Source organism: Hyalangium gracile (assembly GCF_020103725.1).
GTDB lineage: Bacteria > Myxococcota > Myxococcia > Myxococcales > Myxococcaceae > Hyalangium > Hyalangium gracile.
The window spans coordinates 137,077-156,660 of sequence record NZ_JAHXBG010000025.1 but is presented as its reverse complement, the minus strand read 5'-3'; the positions used below and the strand labels follow the sequence as shown (position 1 = coordinate 156,660).

14 protein-coding genes are annotated in these 19,584 nt (G+C 68.5%); 9 read left to right on the top strand and 5 right to left on the bottom strand.

Annotation, left to right across the window (positions count from 1 at the left end):
• From KY572_RS37060 to sitI6 (KY572_RS37050), 3 genes are all read left to right on the top strand, one after another.
• The coding region (locus KY572_RS37060; RefSeq protein ID WP_224248432.1) for a trifunctional serine/threonine-protein kinase/ATP-binding protein/sensor histidine kinase at nucleotides 1-3,830 on the top strand (3,830 nt) is incomplete at its 5' end.
• An 84-nt stretch (nucleotides 3,831-3,914) separates the two neighbouring features.
• On the top strand, nucleotides 3,915-4,640 hold the full coding sequence (gene sitA6 / locus KY572_RS37055) for a SitA6 family polymorphic toxin lipoprotein (protein WP_224248431.1): 726 nt from the start codon (nucleotides 3,915-3,917) through the stop codon (nucleotides 4,638-4,640).
• Entirely contained in the window at nucleotides 4,637-5,371 is a 735-nt protein-coding gene (gene sitI6 / locus KY572_RS37050) for a SitI6 family double-CXXCG motif immunity protein (RefSeq protein WP_224248430.1), read from the top strand. Before sitA6 (KY572_RS37055) ends, sitI6 (KY572_RS37050) begins: the two co-directional genes overlap by 4 nt.
• A gap of 13 nt (nucleotides 5,372-5,384) precedes the next feature.
• On the opposite strand, the gene KY572_RS37045 is transcribed toward sitI6 (KY572_RS37050), so the two are convergent.
• Genes KY572_RS37045 through hydA form a run of 5 tightly spaced genes read right to left on the bottom strand, consistent with a single transcriptional unit; the run spans nucleotide 5,385 to nucleotide 11,954 of the window.
• Nucleotides 5,385-6,854: an NCS1 family nucleobase:cation symporter-1 gene (locus KY572_RS37045; RefSeq protein WP_224248429.1), complete on the bottom strand. Its 1,470-nt coding sequence runs from the start codon at nucleotides 6,852-6,854 to the stop codon at nucleotides 5,385-5,387.
• A gap of 3 nt (nucleotides 6,855-6,857) precedes the next feature.
• Nucleotides 6,858-8,246, bottom strand: a complete 1,389-nt coding sequence (gene preA / locus KY572_RS37040) for an NAD-dependent dihydropyrimidine dehydrogenase subunit PreA (RefSeq protein WP_224248428.1) — start codon at nucleotides 8,244-8,246, stop codon at nucleotides 6,858-6,860.
• Between the two features lie 6 nt (nucleotides 8,247-8,252).
• Nucleotides 8,253-9,590, bottom strand: a complete 1,338-nt coding sequence (locus KY572_RS37035; RefSeq protein ID WP_224248427.1) for an FAD-dependent oxidoreductase — start codon at nucleotides 9,588-9,590, stop codon at nucleotides 8,253-8,255.
• A 42-nt stretch (nucleotides 9,591-9,632) separates the two neighbouring features.
• Nucleotides 9,633-10,508: a nitrilase-related carbon-nitrogen hydrolase gene (locus tag KY572_RS37030; RefSeq protein ID WP_224248426.1), complete on the bottom strand. Its 876-nt coding sequence runs from the start codon at nucleotides 10,506-10,508 to the stop codon at nucleotides 9,633-9,635.
• A gap of 51 nt (nucleotides 10,509-10,559) precedes the next feature.
• Nucleotides 10,560-11,954: a dihydropyrimidinase gene (hydA, locus tag KY572_RS37025; protein WP_224248425.1), complete on the bottom strand. Its 1,395-nt coding sequence runs from the start codon at nucleotides 11,952-11,954 to the stop codon at nucleotides 10,560-10,562.
• Between the two features lie 224 nt (nucleotides 11,955-12,178).
• On the opposite strand from hydA, the gene sitA6 (KY572_RS37020) reads away from it, so the two are divergent.
• From sitA6 (KY572_RS37020) to KY572_RS36995, 6 genes are all read left to right on the top strand, one after another.
• Entirely contained in the window at nucleotides 12,179-12,916 is a 738-nt protein-coding gene (gene sitA6, locus KY572_RS37020) for a SitA6 family polymorphic toxin lipoprotein (RefSeq protein ID WP_224248424.1), read from the top strand.
• A gap of 28 nt (nucleotides 12,917-12,944) precedes the next feature.
• Nucleotides 12,945-13,670: a SitI6 family double-CXXCG motif immunity protein gene (gene sitI6, locus KY572_RS37015; RefSeq protein ID WP_224248423.1), complete on the top strand. Its 726-nt coding sequence runs from the start codon at nucleotides 12,945-12,947 to the stop codon at nucleotides 13,668-13,670.
• A 98-nt stretch (nucleotides 13,671-13,768) separates the two neighbouring features.
• The gene (locus KY572_RS37010) at nucleotides 13,769-15,082 is read left to right on the top strand and encodes a Vgb family protein (protein ID WP_224248422.1); all 1,314 of its coding nucleotides are present in this window, start codon (nucleotides 13,769-13,771) and stop codon (nucleotides 15,080-15,082) included.
• Between the two features lie 114 nt (nucleotides 15,083-15,196).
• The gene (locus KY572_RS37005) at nucleotides 15,197-16,150 is read left to right on the top strand and encodes a hypothetical protein (protein WP_224248421.1); all 954 of its coding nucleotides are present in this window, start codon (nucleotides 15,197-15,199) and stop codon (nucleotides 16,148-16,150) included.
• A gap of 89 nt (nucleotides 16,151-16,239) precedes the next feature.
• Nucleotides 16,240-18,144, top strand: coding sequence for a hypothetical protein (locus tag KY572_RS37000; protein ID WP_224248420.1), 1,905 nt, complete (start codon nucleotides 16,240-16,242; stop codon nucleotides 18,142-18,144).
• A gap of 129 nt (nucleotides 18,145-18,273) precedes the next feature.
• Nucleotides 18,274-19,485, top strand: coding sequence for a cytochrome P450 family protein (locus KY572_RS36995; protein ID WP_224248419.1), 1,212 nt, complete (start codon nucleotides 18,274-18,276; stop codon nucleotides 19,483-19,485).
• Nucleotides 19,486-19,584 lie beyond the last annotated feature (99 nt).

The window sequence follows — 19,584 nt, the reverse complement described above, 5'->3', positions numbered from 1 at the left end:
TCGGCGCCTACCGCGACAACGAGGTGAGCCCCTCGCATCCGCTCACCCTGGCGCTGGAGGAGCTGCGCAGGGCCGGCACGAGGATGTCCGCGCTCCGGCTGGAGCCGCTGAGCCTTGAGGAGGTACGGCGGCTCGTCGCCGACACGCTGCCCGGGGCGGGCATGGAGATCGTCGAGCCGCTGGCGGCGCTGGCCCGCGAGAAGACCGGCGGCAACCCCTTCTTCCTCCTGCAGCTGCTGCTGAGGCTCAACCAGGACGGCCTGCTGTCGCGCACGGCCGAGGGGCTCTGGCGCTGGGACGCCGAGGGCGTGCGGGCCAGGGGCTACTCGGACAACGTCGTCGACTTCATGGTGGGCAAGCTGCGCGAGCTGCCGCTCGGGACGCAGCACCTGCTGCGGCTGGCGGCGTGCGCGGGGAACTCCTTCTCGCTGCGCATCCTGCTCCTCATCTCGGACATGCTGGATGCCACCGAGGTGGAGCAGGGCCTGGAGCCCGCGCTCCAAGCGGGCCTGCTGATGAGCGACGGCCCGGAGCAGTACCGCTTCCTGCATGACCGCATCCAGCAGGCGGCCCACGCCCTCATCCCGGTGGAGGATCGCAAGGCCATCCACCTGCGCATCGGCCGCCTGCTGCTGGCGAGCCTGACGCCAGACCAGGTGCGGGAGAACCTCTTCGACGTGGTGAGCCAGCTCAACGCCGGCATGGAGCTCATCACCGATCCCGAGGAGCGCCACCGCGTCGCGCGGCTGAACGCCGAGGCGGGCTGGAAGGCCCAGTCCTCCACCGCGTTCCGCTCGGCCGTCTCGTACCTGGCCACGGCCTTCCAGCTCCTCCCGGGCGACCCCTGGGAGACGGCGCACGAGCTGGCCTTCCGGCTCCGGCTGGATCAGACGACGTGCGAGTTCATGAGCGGCCACGCCGCCGAGGCGCGTCAGCTGGTGGAGGAGCTGCGCCCCCGGGCACGGACCCGGACGGAGACGGCGGCCGTCTACCGCAAGAAGAACGATCTGCTCATCAGCACGGGCGCCATCCAGGCGGCCCTCGAGAGCCTCCTGGAGGGGCTGGCGCTGCTGGGCATGCCCATGTCCGCGCACCCCACCTGGCAGGAGGTGGTGGCGGCCAATGACGAGGTGTGGCAGCTGCTGGCAGAGCGCCCCATCGAGAGCCTCGTCGAGCTGCCGAGGATGAGTGATCCGGACATGGAGGCGGTGATGAGCGTGCTGGCCGCCCTGTACGCGCCGGCCTTCCTCACGGACCCCAACCTGCTCATCCTCCACCTCTGCCGGCTGGTCTCGCTCAGCCTCCGCCACGGCAACACGGAGGCCTCCATCCCCGGCTACTCCTCCTATGGCGTGGTGCTGGGGCCGGCCTTCAAGCGCTACCGGGAGGGGCTGGCCTTCGGCCGGCTCGCCTGCGCGCTCGTCGAGCGCCACGATCTGGCCGCCCTCCGGGGAGGGGCGCTCTACAGCCTGGAGATCATCAGCTACTTCACGCGGCCGCTCTCGGAGGCCCTGGAGCTCATCCGCCGTGCCTTCCATCACGCGCTCCAGGCCAGTGACTTCCAGGTGGCCGGCTACTGCTGCAACCACATCGTCACGGACCGGCTGGCGCTGGGACACGAGCTGGAGGACGTCTACCAGGAGTCGGTGGCGCGCCTGGACTTCGCGCGCAAGGCCGGCTTCCTGGACGTGGGGGACATCGTCCACTTCACCCAGCGCTACGTGCAGCAGCTGCGCGGCCTGGCGCCCGCGTTCGGCTCGCTGAGCGGGGACGACTTCACCGAGGAGTCCTTCGAGGCCACGCTGACCCCGGCGCGCATGAGCATCATGCGGTGCTGGTACTGGACGCTGAAGATGCAGGCGCGCTACCTGCGCGGAGCGTACGCGGAGGCCCTGGGGGCGGGAGCCCGGGCCGCCGAGCTGGCCTGGTCCTCGATGGGGCACATCCAGCTGCTGGACTATCACCTCTTCCGCGCGCTGACGCTGGCCGCCAGCCTGGAGGAGCTGTCCCCCGAGGAGCGCGGCGCTGCCATCGAGGCCATCCGAGGGCACCACCAGCAGCTGGCGGAGTGGGTGGGCACGTGCGCGGAGACCTTCCGCGCGCCCGAGCGGATGGTGTTCGCGGAGCTCGCGCGCGTCACGGGCCGGGACAGCGAGGCCTTCCCGGCCTACGAGGAGGCGCTCCAGTCCGCCCGCGAGAACGACTTCATCCAGCACGTCGCGCTCGCCAGCGAGCTGGCGGCCCGCTTCTGGTACGCGCGGCGGATGCCCACCATCGCGGACACCTACGCGCGCCGGGCCCGGGAGTCCTGGCTGCGCTGGGGCGCGCGAGGCAAGCTCCAGCACCTGGACGAGCAGTGGCCACACCTGGCCGCCACGGCGCCCGCTGAGGAGACCCTCACGGACACCAACTCCTCGCAGATCGACGCCCTCACGGTGGTGAAGGCCCAGCAGGCCATCTCCGGAGAGATCGTCCTGGAGCGGCTGGCGGACACGCTGCTGCGCGTGGCCATCGAGAACGCGGGGGCGCAGCGCGGGGCCCTGCTCCTGCCGCGCGGCGAGAAGCTGACGCCCATGGCCTTCTCGGACACCGCGGCGGGGGACTCGGGCGCGGGCCTGGATGGAGCCTCGCTGCCCTGGGCGCTCATCTCCTATGTCCGGCGCACGCGCGAGCACGTGCTCATCAACGACGCGTCCCAGCCGCACCCGTTCTCGGCGGATGCCTCGCTCGAGCGGGGCGGGCCCCGCTCCGTGCTCTGCCTGCCGCTGCTGCGCCGGGAGGAGTTCCGCGGGGTGCTCTACCTGGAGAACAGCCTGGCGACGAACGCCTTCACTCCGGCACGCATCTCGCTGCTGGGACACCTCGCCTCACAGGCGGCCATCTCCCTGGAGAACGCGCGGCTGTACGCGGACGTGCAGCGCGCGGAGGCCGCCCTGCGCCGTGCCAACGACGAGCTGGAGAAGCGGGTGGAGGAGCGCACGCGGGAGCTCAAGCAGGCCCAGGCGCAGCTGGTGGACACGGCGCGCTCGGCGGGCATGGCCGAGGTGGCCACCAACGTGCTGCACAACGTGGGCAACGTGCTGACCAGCGCCGTCATCAACGTCCAGGTGCTGAGCCAGACGGTGGAAGGCTCCCGCCTGGGGCGATTGAAGCAGGTCTCCGACATGCTCCTGGATCACCGGAGCGCGCTGGCGGACTTCTTCACGCAGGACCGGCGAGGCATCCGGCTGCCGGACTACCTGTCCGCGCTCAACGAGGAGCTGCACCGGGAGCAGGCGACGCTGCAGGAGGGGCTGGGGGCAATGCAGAAACACATCGAGCACATCCGCGCCATCGTCCAGGTGCAGCAGACGTACGCCCGCACCACGCTCGTCACCGAGGAGTGCGACCTGGGGCAGCTGGTGCAGGACGCGCTGAGCATCCAGATGCCGGCGCTCAAGCGGCATGGCATCGACGTCCTGCAGGAGCTGGCTCCGCTGCCGTCGCGGATCCGGGTGGACAAGCACAAGGTGCTGCAGATCCTCATCAACCTGATCAGCAACGCCAAGAACGCCATGGCCACGCTGCCCGACGGACAGCGCCGCATGCAGGTGCGGCTCGAGTCGCAGGAGGGCCTGGCGCGCATCCGGGTGGTGGACAACGGCATGGGCATCGCGCCGGAGCTGCGGGAGCGGCTCTTCTCGCAGGGGTTCACCACGCGGGAGGGTGGGCACGGGCTGGGCCTGCACTCGAGCTCGCTGGCGGCGCGGATGCTGGGCGGACACCTCGCTCTGGAGAGCGACGGGATTGGCAAGGGCGCCACGGCGACGCTGGACCTGCCGCTCAACTAGCGGAGCGGCTCGAGAGGGGCTGGGGCGAGAACCGGCGGCGCGCTTCGGACGTGCCAGCCGAGCGGAGTGTTACGTTCGCGGCTCATGAGCAGACTCCTCTGGCGATGGATGTGGGTGCTGGCGCTCGGCGTGGTGGCGTCATGCGCCACGGTTCCATCCCCCGAGGGCGAAAGCTCCGGCTGCGAGGTGGCAGCCAAGCCCGTCGCGTTCGAGGAGGCGTGCCAGGACGGGAGCAGCCTGCTGGCGCTGTGCGATGGGCAGCACTGCGGGATGTACCGGTGCCGCGAGGTGGTGGGGCACCTGGCGGAGAGCCGTGTCGTGCCTGCCCGAGGTGCGCCTCTCCCTCGCCCCAGCGCGCAGGCAGGAGCCCAACGCTACTGGGGGAGCGCTCAGGGCCTGCCACACGACTCGCGGCCCGTGTTCCTCATTCCGTGGGACCACAAGCTCCCGCTGTTACCCAGCCAGCTGAACGACCTCGAGGAGGCGGCCAGGGAACGTCTCAAGCCTCACGAGCATCACCACGTCTTCTCACGAGCGTTCAGGCTGTGGTTCGCCCGAAAAAAGATCAACATCGACCAATACACGATCCCTCTGGAGCTGATGAAGCACCGGAGCATTCACCGAGGCGCAAACGGCGGCCCCTGGAATGAGGCGTGGAGGAGATGGATCCTTGCCAATGACGGTGCGACTCAAGAAGAGATCTTCCGGTATGCCGGGCAGCTCATCTACGAGTTCGAGCTGTTCGGGCCCGTAGTGCCTTATCGGAGACGACTGCCGCAACCACTCCCCGAGGGGTACAAAGATCCATGAGGTTCTACTCACTGGAGGACGTTCCGAATCCGCGCAACTCGGCCTACTACACGGACGAACGCAAGTGGGGCCTGCCTGGTGTGCACTGCCCGGTGTGCCATGCCATCTGGTCCACTGCCGCGGATGACTACCCGTCGGTGGACTTGTCCCACCTGCCATCTCGAGAACAGGAGAAATACTCGGCTCGGTGCGAGGACGACTATGCGGAGTTCGAACGGCTGCGCGAGCAGGTGCGCCCCCTGGTACCTCCTGGCGTCCACCTCTGGCCAGGGTCCGGGTTCGGTCCACTGACAGGACCGGCGCGGGGGATTTTTGGCCCGCTGACCCTGGCGCATCCCTGGAGACTGCTGATGCAGCGAGAGCCCTTGGAGCGACTGCGGGCCGAGGGCCTTCGAGGCCTGAAGGGCTGCCGCACCCAGCTGCGCTTCCGCAAGAAGAACCCTCCCGAGCTGCTCGAAATGGAGCTGCTTCCTCGCGGCCGCCTTCACCCCGACTGCCTGCCCGCGGACCGCCCCGCTCCCTGCCCCAAGTGTGAGCGCAAGGGCTGGACTCGCCCTCCTGCGTCCGAGCTCATCCTGGACGGGGCCACCCTGCCTCAGGACCTCGACCTGTTCCGCCTGGAAGACTTCCTGACCACCATTATTGGTACGGAGCGCTTCGTCGACGCCGTGCGCCGCCTGGGCTACGAGCTGGACCTCTCCTTCCGCGAGCTGCCAGTTCGCGGCTCGTAGCCCCGACGACCGCTCAGGGCCTCGGCTCGAGCCGGGCCTCCGCCTTCGGCGGCGCGGACATCGCGGCGAAGGCGTAGTGCAGCGCTCCGGACAGCAGGAAGCCCACGAACCACGCGTAGGTGTACAGCGTGCGCCAGAAGCCCGGCACCGCGTCCTTCATCCCCGGAATCGCCTCCGCCAGGAACCCAGGCACGTTCACCGCCACGCCGATCGCCAGCGCCAGCATTGCCTTCCAGTTCACCCCTCCCTGGAACTCGTACTGCCCGCCGCGCCGGTACAGGTCCTCCACCGCCAGCTCGCGGCGGCGCACCAGGAAGTAGTCCGCCACCATGATGCCGCCCACCGGCCCCAGCAGCGCCGAGTAGCCGATGAGCCAGGTGAAGATGTAGCCACCCGAGGACTCGATCAGCTTCCAGGGGAAGATGACCGCGCCGATGACGGCCGTGATGATGCCGCCCATCTTGTAGGAGATCTTCCCCGGCGCCAGGTTCGAGAAGTCATTGGCCGGAGACACGACGTTCGCCGCCAGGTTGGTGGACAGCGTCGCGATGGACAGCGAGAGCATCGCCACCAGCGTCACGAACGCTCCGCCCACCCGCCCCAAGAGCTTCACCGGATCCCAGATCGTCTCGCCGAAGATGATGGGCGTGGCGGACGTCACGGCCACGCCGATGAACGAGAAGAGCACCATCGTCCCGGGCAGCCCCAGCGCCTGCCCGAGCGCCTGATCCCGCTGGCTGCGCGCGTAGCGGGTGAAGTCCGGGATGTTCAGCGACAGCGTGGCCCAGAAGCCCACCATCGCCGTGAGCCCAGGCACGAACACCCCCATGAAGGAGCCCATGTCCGTGAACTTCGACGGCTGCGACAGGATGGGCCCGAAGCCCCCCGCCTTCACCCACGCCCACACGAGCAGCACCAGCCCTACCACGATGAGGAACGGCGCCGAGTACAGCTCCAGGAACTTGATGGACTCGGTGCCCTTCACGATGAAGTAGAGGTTCACCGCCCAGAACACCGCGAACCCCAGGAACTCTCCGGGGTGGATGCCGATGGCCGCCTTCATCCCCGCCGAGCTGAGCGGCCCCTCGAGCCCCGGCGCCATGGCCAGCAGCAGCTGCCACAGCGCCTGTCCTCCCAGCCACGTCTGGATGCCGAACCAGCCGCACGCCACCAGGGCGCGCAGCACCGCCGGCACGTTGGCCCCCATCACTCCGAACGAGGCTCGCGCGAACACCGGGAACGGGATGCCGTACTTCGTTCCCGCATGCGCGTTGAGCAGCATGGGCCCCAGGACGATGGTGTTGCCCAAGCCCACGCACAGCAGGGCCTGCCACCAGTTCATCCCCTGATCGATGAGCCCGGAGGCCATCGTGTACGTGGGGATGCACACCGCCATGCCCACCCACAGCGCGGCGAAGTGCTTCAACGTCCAGGTGCGCTTCTCCGGCGGTGTCGCCGCGAGATCCTCGTTCGTCAGCGACATGGCCTAGCTGCTCCTTCGGCGCGCGGCCACGGTGGCGTCCAGCCCGCCCGGCACGAAGTCCGTGCCCTTGGCGACGCGGTCATTCCACGTCTCGGCCGGCTTGCCCGACGGAACCTCTTCCATCGTGATGCAGTCCGGCACCGGGCACACCAGCTGGCACAGGTTGCACCCCACGCACTCGTCCTCGTGCACGAAGGGCACTCGCGCCCCCGGCGTGCCGGCCTTGGCCGTCACCACGCGGTTGGGCACGTTCGTCGGGATGTGCGTGTGGCCGGCGCGACGGGACTCCTCCTCCGTCCGCCCCGGGATGTGGATGCACTGGTGCGAGCCATCCATGCAGGCCACGTAGCAGAGCTGGCAGCCGATGCACTTGTCCTCGTTGATCTTCGCCACCAGCTTGTAGGACAGATCCAGCTCGCCCCAGTCCTGGTACGCGGGCACCGCGCGGCCGCGCAGCTCGCTCACCGACTTCATCCCCTTCTCGTCCAGGAAGTTCGAGAGCCCCTCGATCATGTCCTCGACGATGCGGTAGCCGTAGTGCATCACCGCCGTGCACACCTGCACCGAGGTGGCGCCCAGGGCGATGAACTCCGCCGCGTCCTTCCAGTTGGACACGCCGCCGATGCCCGAGAAGGCCAGCTTGCCCACCTGCGGGTGCCGCGTGAGCTGCGACATGAGGTGCAGCGCGATGGGCTTCACCGCCGGGCCGCAGTACCCACCGTTGGTGGAGGCCTTGCCCACGCGCGGCAGCGGCACCATGCGGTCCAGGTCCACGCCCATGATGGACTTCACGGTGTTGATGAGGGACAGCGCCGGGATGCCCGCGCGCGCAGCCGCCTCGCCCGGCTCCGTGATGTCGCCCACGTTCGGCGTGAGCTTCACGATGACCGGCACCCGGGCGAACTCCATGGCCCACCGGGAGATCTCCTCCAGCACCTTGGGCTCCGCGCCCACCGCCGAGCCCATGCCGCGCTCGCACATGCCGTGCGGACAGCCGAAGTTGAGCTCCAGCAGGTCCGCGCCCGTGTCCTCGGCCTTGCGGATGATCTCCTTCCACTCCTCCTTCGTCTCCACCATGAGCGAGGCGATGAGGGTGTGCTTCGGATAGCGCCGCTTCACCTCGCGCATCTCGCGCAGGTTCACCTCGAGCGGACGGTCGGTGATGAGCTCGATGTTGTTGAGCCCCATCAGCCGGGTGTTGCCGTAGTCGATGCCGCCGAAGCGGCTCGTCACGTTGACGATGGGGTTGCCCAGCGTCTTCCACACCGCGCCGCCCCAGCCCGCGTCGAAGGCCCGCATCACCTGGTCGCCGGTGTTCGTCGGCGGGGCGGACGCCAGCCAGAAGGGGTTCGGGCTGCGCACGCCGCAGAAATCAATCGACAGATCGGCCATCTCGTCTCACTCCCCTGCCAGGTGCCGCTGGATGTCCCGGACGGCAACCTTCGCTTCCGCCACGGCGTTCACCACTTCCTTGCCACCATTGACGCAGTCGCCGCCGCTCCACACCTTCGCGTGGCCCGTGCGATGCGTGGCGGCATCCACCTTCACCCGCCCGCGCGCGTCCAGCTCGACGCCCGGGAAGGCCTTCGCCACGCCCGTGGCGCGCTCCTGGCCGATGGCCATCACGACGAGCTCCGCCGGCACCACTTCCTCGGTGCCCGGCAGGGGCTTGCCGTCGCGCGTGGCGGCAAGCTTCACCGCCACCACCTTGCCGTCCTTGCGGACGATCTCCACCGGCTGCCGGTTCTCCACCAGCCGCACGCCGTCCAGGCGGGCGCTGTCCAGCTCGTGGACATAACCGCCCATCTCCTTCTCGGAGCGGCGGTACACCATGTCCACCTCCACGCCGAGCAGCGCCAGCTCGTGGGCGATGTCCAGCGCGGTGTTGCCGCCACCGACGACGATGGCGTGCTTCACGCCCTGCAGCTGGAAGCCAGCTTCCGTCTTGATGCGCTCGATGAGGAGCGTGGCGCCCTCGACGCCCTCGCCCTCCTCGCCCGGCACGCCCAGCCGCGAGTCCGCCCCGAGCCCCAGCCCGAGGAACACGGCGTCATGGGAGGCGAGCAGCTCCGAGGCGGACACCTGCCCCGGGCCCTTCGCCTGCTCCACCACCTCCACGCCCGTGCGCAGCTCGATGCGGCCCAGGGAGAACACCCACTCCATCTCGCGGAGCGCCTCGGGGCCCTTGAGCTTGTACGGGGCGATGCCCAGCGAGTTCAGCCCGCCGGGGATGGCCTTGCGCTCGTAGATGATGCAGGTGTGGCCCTCCAGCGCGAGCATGCCCGCCGCCGCGATGGACGCGGGGCCGGAGCCCACCAGGGCGATGCGCTTGCCGGTGGGGGGCTTCGCCTGGAAGAGGTTGGACGTCTTCTCGAGCGTGGTCTCCACCGCGAAGCGCTGCAGCCGGCCGATGTTGATCGGCTCGCGGCCCCAGCCCGTGTACACGCACGAGCCTGCGCACAGCACCTCGACCGGACAGGCCTGGGCGCAGCTCTGGCCCAGGATGTTGGCGGTGAGGATCGTCCGCGCGGAGCCCCTGACGTTGCCCGTGCCGATCTTCCGGATGAACTCGGGGATGTTGATGGCCGTGGGGCACGCCTTGATGCACGGCGCGTCCGAGCAGTACAGGCAGCGGTTGGCCTCGGCCATCGCCTCGGCCTGTGTGTAGAGAGGCTTCTTGTCCTTGAAGCCCTCCTCCGCGCGGCCTGGGGGTAGCTCGAAGCGCTTGGGTTCCATGACTCTCATGTGGATGAAGACCTTTGAGACGGGGATGCGTGCCTACGGGAGCTGCTTGACCATGTTCTCGTAGGTGTCCGGGCGGCGATCCCGGAAGAACTGCCAGGTGCGGCGCACTTCCTCGATCATGTCGAGGTTCATCTCCGCCGTGATGAGCTCGTCCTTGTCCTCGCTGCCCACCGACAGCATGTTGCCGCGCGGATCGCAGAAGTAGCTGGTGCCGTAGAACCGGCCGATGTTCCACGGGGCCTCGGTGCCCACGCGGTTGCTGGCCGCGATGAAGTAGCCGTTGGCCACCGCGTGCGCCGGCTGCTCCAGCTTCCACAGGTACTGCGACAGGCCGGCCACCGTGGCCGACGGGTTGAAGACGATCTCCGCCCCGTTCAGCCCCAGCAGGCGCGCGCCCTCCGGGAAGTGCCGGTCGTAGCAGATGTAGACACCAATCCTGGCGTAGCGCGTCTGGAAGGTGGGGTAGCCCAGGTTGCCCGGCTTGAAGAAGTACTTCTCCCAGAAGCCGTTGGTCTGCGGGATGTGGTTCTTGCGGTACTTGCCCAGGTACGTGCCGTCCGCGTCCACCACCGCCGCGGTGTTGTAGTAGACGCCCGCCATCTCGCGCTCGTAGATGGGGATGACCATCGCCATCTGGTACTTCTTGGCGTAGGCGGAGAGCCGCTCCACCGTGGGGCCGCCGGGGATGGCCTCGGCCAGGTCGCACCACTTCGAGTCCTGCGAGGGGCAGAAGTAGGGGCCGTTGAAGACCTCCTGGAGACAGAGGATCTGCGTGCCCCGCTTGCCCGCCTCCTCGATGAAGGGCAGGTGCTTCTCGAACATCGCATCGCGGATCGTCTGCACGGAGGCCGACGGGTCGTTGATGGGGTTGGACATCTGGATGAGCCCGCCGATGACCTTACGTGCCATGAGTCCTCTGCTCGAGTGCTGCTCTGGGGGGTTGTGGGAAAGGGGTGAGGCTCAGCGCAGCAGCGAGCCGCACAGGGCGCGCTTGACGAACTGCCCGCCGCGCTCGGTCTTCAGCTCGTTCTTCTCGATGATGACGCGTCCGCGCGAGAGCACCGTCTCCGTGAAGCCCTGCACCTGGAAGCCCTCGTAGGCGCTGTAGTCCACCTTCATGTGGTGGGTGTGCGGGTTCTTCACGCTGATGGTCTCCTTGCGGTTCGGATCGAAGATGACGATGTCCGCGTCCGAGCCCACGGCGATGGTGCCCTTCTTCGGGAAGAGGCCGAACGCCTTGGCGGCCGCCGTGGAGGTCAGCTCCACGAAGCGGTTGAGGCTGATGCGCCCGCCCACCACGCCGCCGTTGTAGACGAGGCTCATCCGGTTCTCGACGCCGGGCGCCCCGTTCGGAATCTTGGTGAAGGAGTCCTTGCCCAGTTCCTTCTGGTCCTTGAAGCAGAAGGGGCAGTGGTCGGTGGCGATCGTCTCGAGGTCCCGGAACTTCAGGCCCTGCCACAGCACGTCCTGGTTCCACTTCTCGCGCAGCGCGGGCGTCATCACCCACTTGGCGCCCTCGAAGCCGTCGCGCTCGTAGTAGCTCTGGTCGAGGAAGAGGTACTGGGGGCACGTCTCGGCGATGACGTCCACGCCGCGCGCCCGGCCGATCTTCACCTGCTCCAGCGCGTCCGAGCTTGACAGGTGGACGATGTAGAGGGGGACCTTGGCCACCTCGGCGATGCTGATGGCGCGGTGGACGCCCTCGGCCTCCATGCGCGTGGGACGGGTGAGCGCGTGGTACTTGGGCTCCGTCTTGCCGTCCTTCACCGCGGCCTTGATGATCTCGTCGATGACGATGCCGTTCTCGGCGTGCATGCAGATGCGGGTGCCGTTGTCGCCCGCCTGCCGGAAGGTGCGGTACAGCGTCCCGTCATCCACGTAGAGGACGCCGGGGTAGGCCATGAAGAGCTTGTACGAGGTGATGCCCTCGTCGGCCAGCTTGCGCATCTCCGGCAGCCGCTCGTCCGGCATGTCGGTGATGATCATGTGGAAGGCGTAGTCGATGGTCGCCTTGCCGGAGGCCTTGTCGTGCCAGACGTCCAGGCCCTTCAGGGTGGACTCGCCCTTGGACTGGATGGCGAAGTCGATGATGGTGGTGGTGCCGCCGAAGGCCGCCGCCTTGGTGCCGCTGGCGAAGTCATCGGCGGAGGTGGTGCCACCGAAGGGCATGTCGAAGTGCGTGTGCGGGTCGATGCCGCCGGGGATGACCAGCCGGTTCGAGGCGTCGATGACCTTGTCGGCCTGGACCTTCAGATCCTTGCCGATGAGGGTGATCTTCTCGCCCTCGATGAAGACGTCCGCCACGTAGTCGTCCACGGCGGTGACGATGCGACCGTTCTTGATGAGGATGCTCATGCTTCCCCCTAATGGTCTGGAACAGACTGAATACCTTGTAGGTAGATTCCGAGGCAAACAGACGGCGATTTGATGCCCGGCAGTGATGCCCGGGTGGGTCCTGCCGCGCGCCCCTCCGCAAGCCTGGAGGGCATGCGCTCGCCGCGCTCTTGACGCAGAGCGTCCAACGCGCCACCTGGCTGCCCATCCGAGAGGGGAACGCCACGGCTACCATCCGGGCTTGCATGCCGGAACCTACCCTGCCCTCGCTCCTGTGCTGGCTCTCCCTCGTCGCGATTCCGCTCTTGGGGTGCGGGACCACGGCGCCTGCAATGGGAGCATGGGAGGAGGCGACGCCCGAAGCGGCCAACACCTGCGAGGCTCCCGACACCGATCAGTGCATCGTCCTCGCATGCGAGGGGGAGGAAGGTCTGTGCGGCGTTTTCGCCTGTGAGGACGTGGACCCGGATGCGGTAGCCAGCACCTCACTCGCGCACGAGGCAAGCCTGGTGCTTGCGCGGGGAGGAGGCCACCGCCCGCCGATGCGCGGCCCTGTCTCGTGGCGTCACTGGAGGCGCTCCGGCCTGCGAGAGGGTGCCCGGCCTCGGATGACGTTCCACTTCCAATACCGCTTCGGCTACCTCCCCGCCTTTCCTCGATACGAAGGCAGGGTGGTCAGGCACCACCTGTTCCCCCAGGCCCTGGAGTTCAAGGACTGGTTCGGGAGGTCGGGAATCGCGGTCCACCAGTACACGATGCTCATCCCCGAGCACATCCACCGGCAGATACACGGAGGCACCGGACGCGGAGGACTGTGGAACGAGGCATGGCGGCAGTTCTACCGTGCCAATCCCCGGCCCCAGCCTCCCGAGGTCCTCTTTCGCTACGCCCTGGAGCTGGCCTTCCGCTATGAGCTGACAGGTCCCATCGTGCCGTACAATCGGCCGGTCATCCCGATCGGCCCCCAGCTCTACGGGAACTGACCGCGGAGCCGAACCGCACCGAGGAGGCATGACGTTCTACGAAATCACCCAGGATCCAGCTCCCCGCTACACGGGCGATCTGAGCAACGCAGCGCACCCGTGGGGACTACCAGGGATGCAGTGCCCGACCTGCAATTCCCCTGGAGGGTGGGTGGGACTGCAGTACCCGTGCGTGGATCTGTCCGGGCTGCCCACACGGGAGCTCCAGAAGCTGTCCACCCCCTGGCCTGTTCCCTTCGAGGAGTTCGAGCGGCTGCGCGAGCTGGTACGCCCCCTCGCTCCCAAGGATGCACTGCTGAAGCCAGGAACCGTGTTCGGGCAACGCACCGGCACAGGCTCGGGCCACTTCGGCCAGCTTTTCATGCAGAACCCCTGGTCGCTCTTCGCGACTCGCGAGGCCCTGGAGAAGTTGCAGGGCGCGGGGCTGCGAGGGCTTCAGGGATGCTCGCTGAACGTGCGCTTCCGCGCCAGGCGCGCTCCCGAACTCCTGGAGTTGCAGCTCGTGGCGCATGGCACGCTGCACCCGGGCTGTCTGCCACCGAGCCGCAAGCCACCCTGCCCCCAATGTGGCAGTGGTGACGTCAGCCTCCCGGACACGTACTGGCTCGATGCCGCGACCCTTCCCGCGAGCCTGGACGTCTTCAGGCTCAGCGACTGGCCCACGCTCATCTTCGCCACCGAGCGCATGGTGGATGCGGTGAAGCGCCTGGAACTCGACGGGGTCATGTTCCGCGAGGTGGAGGCTCGAGATTAGCCGCCAGCCGCCCACCGCCTTGCGTCACGCCGTCGGGGCTTGACGCTGGGTGTCCCAGGGGCCTGAACTCCCTCCCTCACCAACAAAGGGGGTTGTGGATGCGCAGGCTCACCATCCTTGGTCTTCTTGGCTCCTCCCTGCTCTTCGCCGCTTGCGACGATGAGCCCACCTACCAGTGCGAGGAGACGGGCAGTGGCACCGGTACCCTGCAGCTCACCGTCACCGGCCTGCCAGACTCCACCCCCGCGAACATGCAGCTCGTGGGCAGCCGGGGCACTCAGGTCGTCAACGGCACCCAGACCCTGGAGCTCGGAGTCGGCAGCTATACCCTCGAGCGGCGGATCGTCGTCGCCCCCCACCCCCTCTTCCGCACGGCCTACCAGCCGGAGAGCAGCATCCCTCCCATCTGCGTGAAGGAGGGAGAGCGCACGGAGATCGCCGTCGCCTACTCCCCCATCCCCAGCAGCGGGAAGCTCTGGGCCAGCAATGGCTCCGGCGGGAGCGCCCCGCTCCTCGGCTTCTCCGCCGACGTGCTGGGCTCCACCGGCAACCCCGCCGCCACCGTCGCCGCGAGGACCGGAGGCTCCGAGGGCTCCACCTTCGACCGCGAGGGCAACCTGTGGGCGGTGGGCGGAACCACCGTCGATCCCCCCGTGCTCATGATCCTCGCCTCCGCGCTGGGCACTCCCGGCGAGAAGACGGCCACCATCACCCTGAGAGGTGGTCCCCTCGAGGGCGGCTTCCCTCGCGCCCGCGCGCTCGCCTTCGACCCGAGCGGCAACCTCTGGGTCACCGTGGGCTTCAACGACAAGATCGTCCGCTACAACGCGGACCAGCTCGCCGTCAGTGGCAGCCCCACCCCCGCGGTGGAGCTCACCGGGCTCGACGGCCCCTCGGGCCTCGCGTTCGACCGGGAGGGCAACCTGTGGGTCGCCTTCGTCGGCGATGACCGCGTGGGCCGCTACAACGCCAGCCGCCTCTCCTCCTCCTCCACCGCCGCTCCAGACCTCGTCATCCAGGCGAAGGCGCCCCCGCCCAACCTCGCCAACCTTCGCGCCCCCTCGGGCCTGGCCTTCGACGCCACGGGCAACCTCTGGGTGAACTTCAACGGCACCCTCGCCCGCCTCACCCCCACGGACCAGGCGGGCTCCGGCACCGTCACCGTGACGCCCGCGGTGCAGGTCGGCCTCACCGTCACCGCCCTGCCCGAAGGCATCGTGTTCGACGAGTCCGGCAACCTCTGGTTCGCCCACAGCGCCGGCAAGTTCGGCCGCCTGCGCGCGGCCCAGCTCACCAGCTCCGGCAACAAGGCCCCCGAGGTCGTCATCACCAGCCCCGACGTCGGCTACTCCGGCTGGTTCTCCTTCTATCCCGCCCCCGCCAACCTCCCCCTCTACCACCGCCTCCCGTAAGGCCGCGTCCTCACAAGGGAATCCATCTTTCTTCAAGGGCCAGGCAACTTTTCCCCACCTTGTAGGACAATGAAGGTAACGCATCCCTCCAAGCCAAGTTCGCAGGAGCCTTCCATGAGCACCATCGACCGCAGCCGCAGCGCCTTCACCCCGGCGACCACCGCCCGCACGGCCGCTCCCGAGAAGAAGTCGCTCAACCCGCTGGAGAAGCTGGCGAACATGGCCAAGGAGGGCATTGCCGACCTGCCCCGCTTCCTGAAGATGGGCGCGGACGTGTTCGAGGCCACCACGGTGGCGGAGGTGTCGAAGCTCTTCGGCGGCAGCGCCAAGCCGGACCGCATGTTCGACGGGCAGTTCGTGGGCGCCCAGGGCCAGACGTTCCCGCCGGGCACCTCGCTGAACCAGATGCCGGGCGTCACCCCGAAGAACAACCCCAACCCCTCGGAGACCATCCTCTACGTCAACGGCATCATGACGCCGCTGGAGGGCCAGCTGAAGGAGATGCAGTCCATCGCGGAGACCTCGGGCGCCAAGGTGGTGGGCATCCACAACTCGACCCAGGGGCTGGCCTCGGACCTGGCCCAGTGCGTGACGGACAAGCTGGACAAGGGCAGCAACCCCGCCGTGGACACGCTGGCGGACACCCTCTACACGGAGCTGAAGGCGGGGCGTGACGTCCACCTGATGGGCTACAGCCAGGGCGGCCTCATCACCGCTCGGGCGCTCTCCCACGTGGAGCAGCGGCTGCGCCTCGAGGACGGCCTGTCCAAGGCCGAGACCGAGAAGCTGCTCAGCCACCTCAAGGTGGAGACCTTCGGCGCGGCCTCCACGAAGTACGTGGATGGCCCCCAGTACGTGCACTACGTCAACAACGCCGACCCCGTCCCCACGCTCACGGGCCTGGGCGGCAGCGTGGATCCGCTCGCCTTCATGAAGGACGCGGGCAAGGGCGCCGTGGTGCACCGCTTCACCGACGGCAACCTCAATCCCATCAGCAACCACATGCTGGACACCCTCTACATGAAGCACCGGGTGTCCTTCGACGAGGCGCGCGCCGGCCACTTCTGATGAGAGGAAGTGCGCCGAGTCCCCTGACTCCGGGCCCCATCTTCTGACACACTCCGTGTGGGTCTCCTTTGCCCGCGGGGGTGTGTCCTATGTCCGTCGTCTCGCTGCATCCGTCCCGGCTGCCATCCGTGGCCCGGCTGGCCACGCTGACGGCGCTCGTGCTCCTGAGCGCCTGTGACAGCAAGTCTCCCGTCTCGCCCGATCCGGACCCGGATGACAATCCGGAGCTCCCCTCGGTCCCCAACACGCCCGTCCCAGAGGCCGTCGAGTACCCCGAGACGCTGCTCTGTCCGGAGCCCGCCGGCTCGGATGCCCGCTGCGGCAGGCCCTACGCCGCCGCGACGGCGATGAGCACCGAGGAGCTGCAGAGCCGCTACAACGCGGGCCTCGCGGCCTGGCGCTATGAGGGCACGCGCGGCTCGTGCGCCAGCTGCCACAGCCCGGACGCCATCGAGCTGGCACGCGTGGGCTACACCGACGCGGACGTCCTGCGGCGCGCCTCCACCCACGTGGACGAGGCCCGGGCGAACGCCATCCTCGGCCTCATCCACGCGCAGCGCCAGCGCTACGACATGAAGCGCCTGCTCCACCCCGCGCGCTTCCGCCCGCTCCAGCCCGCCTACGAGCCCTTCGCCGCCAGCACGCCCAACCTGCCCGTCCATGACTCGCAGGCCCAGAACGAGCGGGATGCGGCCTTCATGGATCACCTCGTCAACGACCGGAAGCTGCTGTGGGCCACCGGGCGCATCGACTCGCTGGCCAAGGCGCACCAGGCCTATGACGAGCTGCACGCCATCGACCTGCGGCACCTGCGCATGGGCCTCCCGTTCGATCACCTCTCCGAGGACGGCTTCCACGGCGAGGAGCACCGCTCCGTCTTCGAGTGGTTCCCCGACATGGCCACGCGCCCGAAGACGAGCGCGAACGCCGAGTGGTACCAGCTCGTGGACGCCTACCTGGCCGACCCGAGCGACAAGAACCTCTGGGGCTACTACGACGCCATCCCCACCCTGACGGAGTGCAACCCGGACCTGGCCGGCGCCAACCTCGCCGACTACCCCCGCGCCTGCCAGTGGATGCGCCTCAAGTACAAGTCGCTCCAGGTCTTCCAGCACATGCTGCGCAAGGGCACCCACCTCCACCCGGACTTCCTGGTGGACGAGCGCAACGGCAGCGAGCCGGTGGCCATCAGCGCCCACCTGGAGAAGGTCATCGCCCGCAACCCCATCTGGGAGACGGGTGACTTCCTGCGCATCCATCCGCTGGCCCGCCGCCTGCCCGTCACCTGCGACAACGGCGCCCACCCCTGCACCGTGCTGCCGCCCGTCGTGGACCAGAGCGTCCACAGCAACCCGGACTACAACGAGGCCCGCATCAAGCAGAGCGAGGTGTTCCAGCAGACCTGGTTCGTCATGTCCTTCCTGCGCGATCCGGCCCTGCTCTACGAGGGCGACAGCTTCGCCACCTTCATCGGCGACTACCTGGAGTCCGTCCTGCTGCCCAACTACGACGTCCACCACGCCTTCATCGTCGCCAAGATGGCGGTGGAGAAGTCCGCGGCGGCCGGCTGGATGGAGGCGCCGGGCTTCCGCGCCGGCACGGGCAAGCTCGCCAGCGTGCGCACCTTCAGCTTCAAGCAGCTGCGCGACAACTTCAGCCCGCCGCCCGCCAACAACCGCAGGCGCCCGGTGCATGACCGGATGTTCGCCAACTTCGCCCGCATGTTCATCTACCTGGTCGAGGAGGACCTGCGGAGCACCGGAGAGGTCTTCGATCGCGACGAGGTGCTCGCCGCCATCCGCTTCATGCGCACCTGGGTGCAGCGCCTGGAGGGCGCGGAGGACCCGCAGATCAACGCGCTGGTGCTCTCCATCGAGTCGCTGGCGAAGTCCGCTCGCGAGCTGCGCACCGCCGCCAACCGCTCGCAGAACCCGGGCACGGGGCTGCAGCCCACGGGCCGCTGGGCGGAGTTCTCCACGCCCTACGGCGGGTGAGCCCGCCGCCAGCGGCACCCAGGAAGTGCGAGCGTCTGGGGCGGCACCCTCCCTGGTAAGTCATGTAAAGCCAGGAAGGCGGGGGATACTGTGCCGCTCCACACCCTTGAACCTCTCCTGGAGCAACACTTGAGCGCGCCGGCGCATCGCTTCGATCTGTGGTCTCCCGAGGCGCGAGTCGATCCGCTGTCCATCTACGCACGCATGAGGCGGGAGACCCGCGTCGCGCGGGTGCTCAGCCCCACGCAGCAGGTCCCCATGTGGGTCGTCAGCCGCTACCGGGACACGCAGGAGCTGCTGAAGGACGCCCGCTTCATCAAGGACCGCTACAAGCTGGCCGACGAGGACCGGCTCCGCTACTTCCGGGTGGAGGAGATCGGCCAGATCGACAAGCACATGCTGAACGCCGATCCGCCGGTGCACACGCGGCTGCGCTCGCTGGTGTCCCAGGCCTTCACTATGCGCCGGGTGGAGGCCCTGCGCCCGCGCATCACCGCCATCACCCAGCGGCTGCTGGAGGCCTTCCCGCCTGGTGGCAGCGTGGACCTGCTGGAGGCGTTCGCCTTCCCGCTGCCCCTCACGGTGATCGCCGAGCTGCTGGGCGTGCCCCTGGAGGACCAGGACCGGTTCCGCGAGTGGACCACCACCCTGCTCTCCCCGCCCCGGAGCAGCAACCTGGAGCCGCTGCGGAAGACGGTCGTCCAGTTCCAACAGTACCTCCAGGACTTCCTGGACCGGCGCCGCGCCGAGCCGCAGGACGATCTCACCAGCGCCCTGCTCGCGGCGGAGGAGCAGGGGGACCGGCTCACCCCGGTGGAGCTGACCAGCATGGTGTTCCTGCTGCTGGTGGCGGGCCACGAGACGACCGTGAACCTGGTCACCAACGGCGTGTGGGCCCTGCTCAAGCACCCGGACCAGCTGGAGCGGCTGCGCGGAGAGCCGTCCCTCATCGAGTCGGCCGTGGAGGAGATGCTGCGCTACTGCGGTCCGGTGCGGCACACCACCAGCCGCTTCGCGCTCGAGGACACCGAGTTCCTGGGGCAGGTCATCCCCGCCGGGCAGATGATCATGGCCTCGCTGCTGTCGGCCAACCACGACCCCGAGCAGTTCGCCGAGCCCGAGCGCTTCGACATCACCCGGACGCCCAACCGGCACCTCTCCTTCGGCGTGGGCATCCACTTCTGCCTGGGGGCGCCCCTGTCGCGGCTGGAGGCCATGATCGCCATCAACCTGCTGGTGCAACGGCTGCCACGCCTGCGCCTGGCCGTGGAGCCCTCCACGCTCCGGTGGCGGACCGGCCTGCTCATCCACGGCCTGGAGCGGCTCCCCGTCGCCTTCTGAGCCCTGGGCCTCGCCCTGCCTCCGTGAGCGCTGACGTGTCAACCGCTGACACGTCGCGCGGGCCCTGACACGGGCGACCCCTCCGTCAGCCTCGGATTT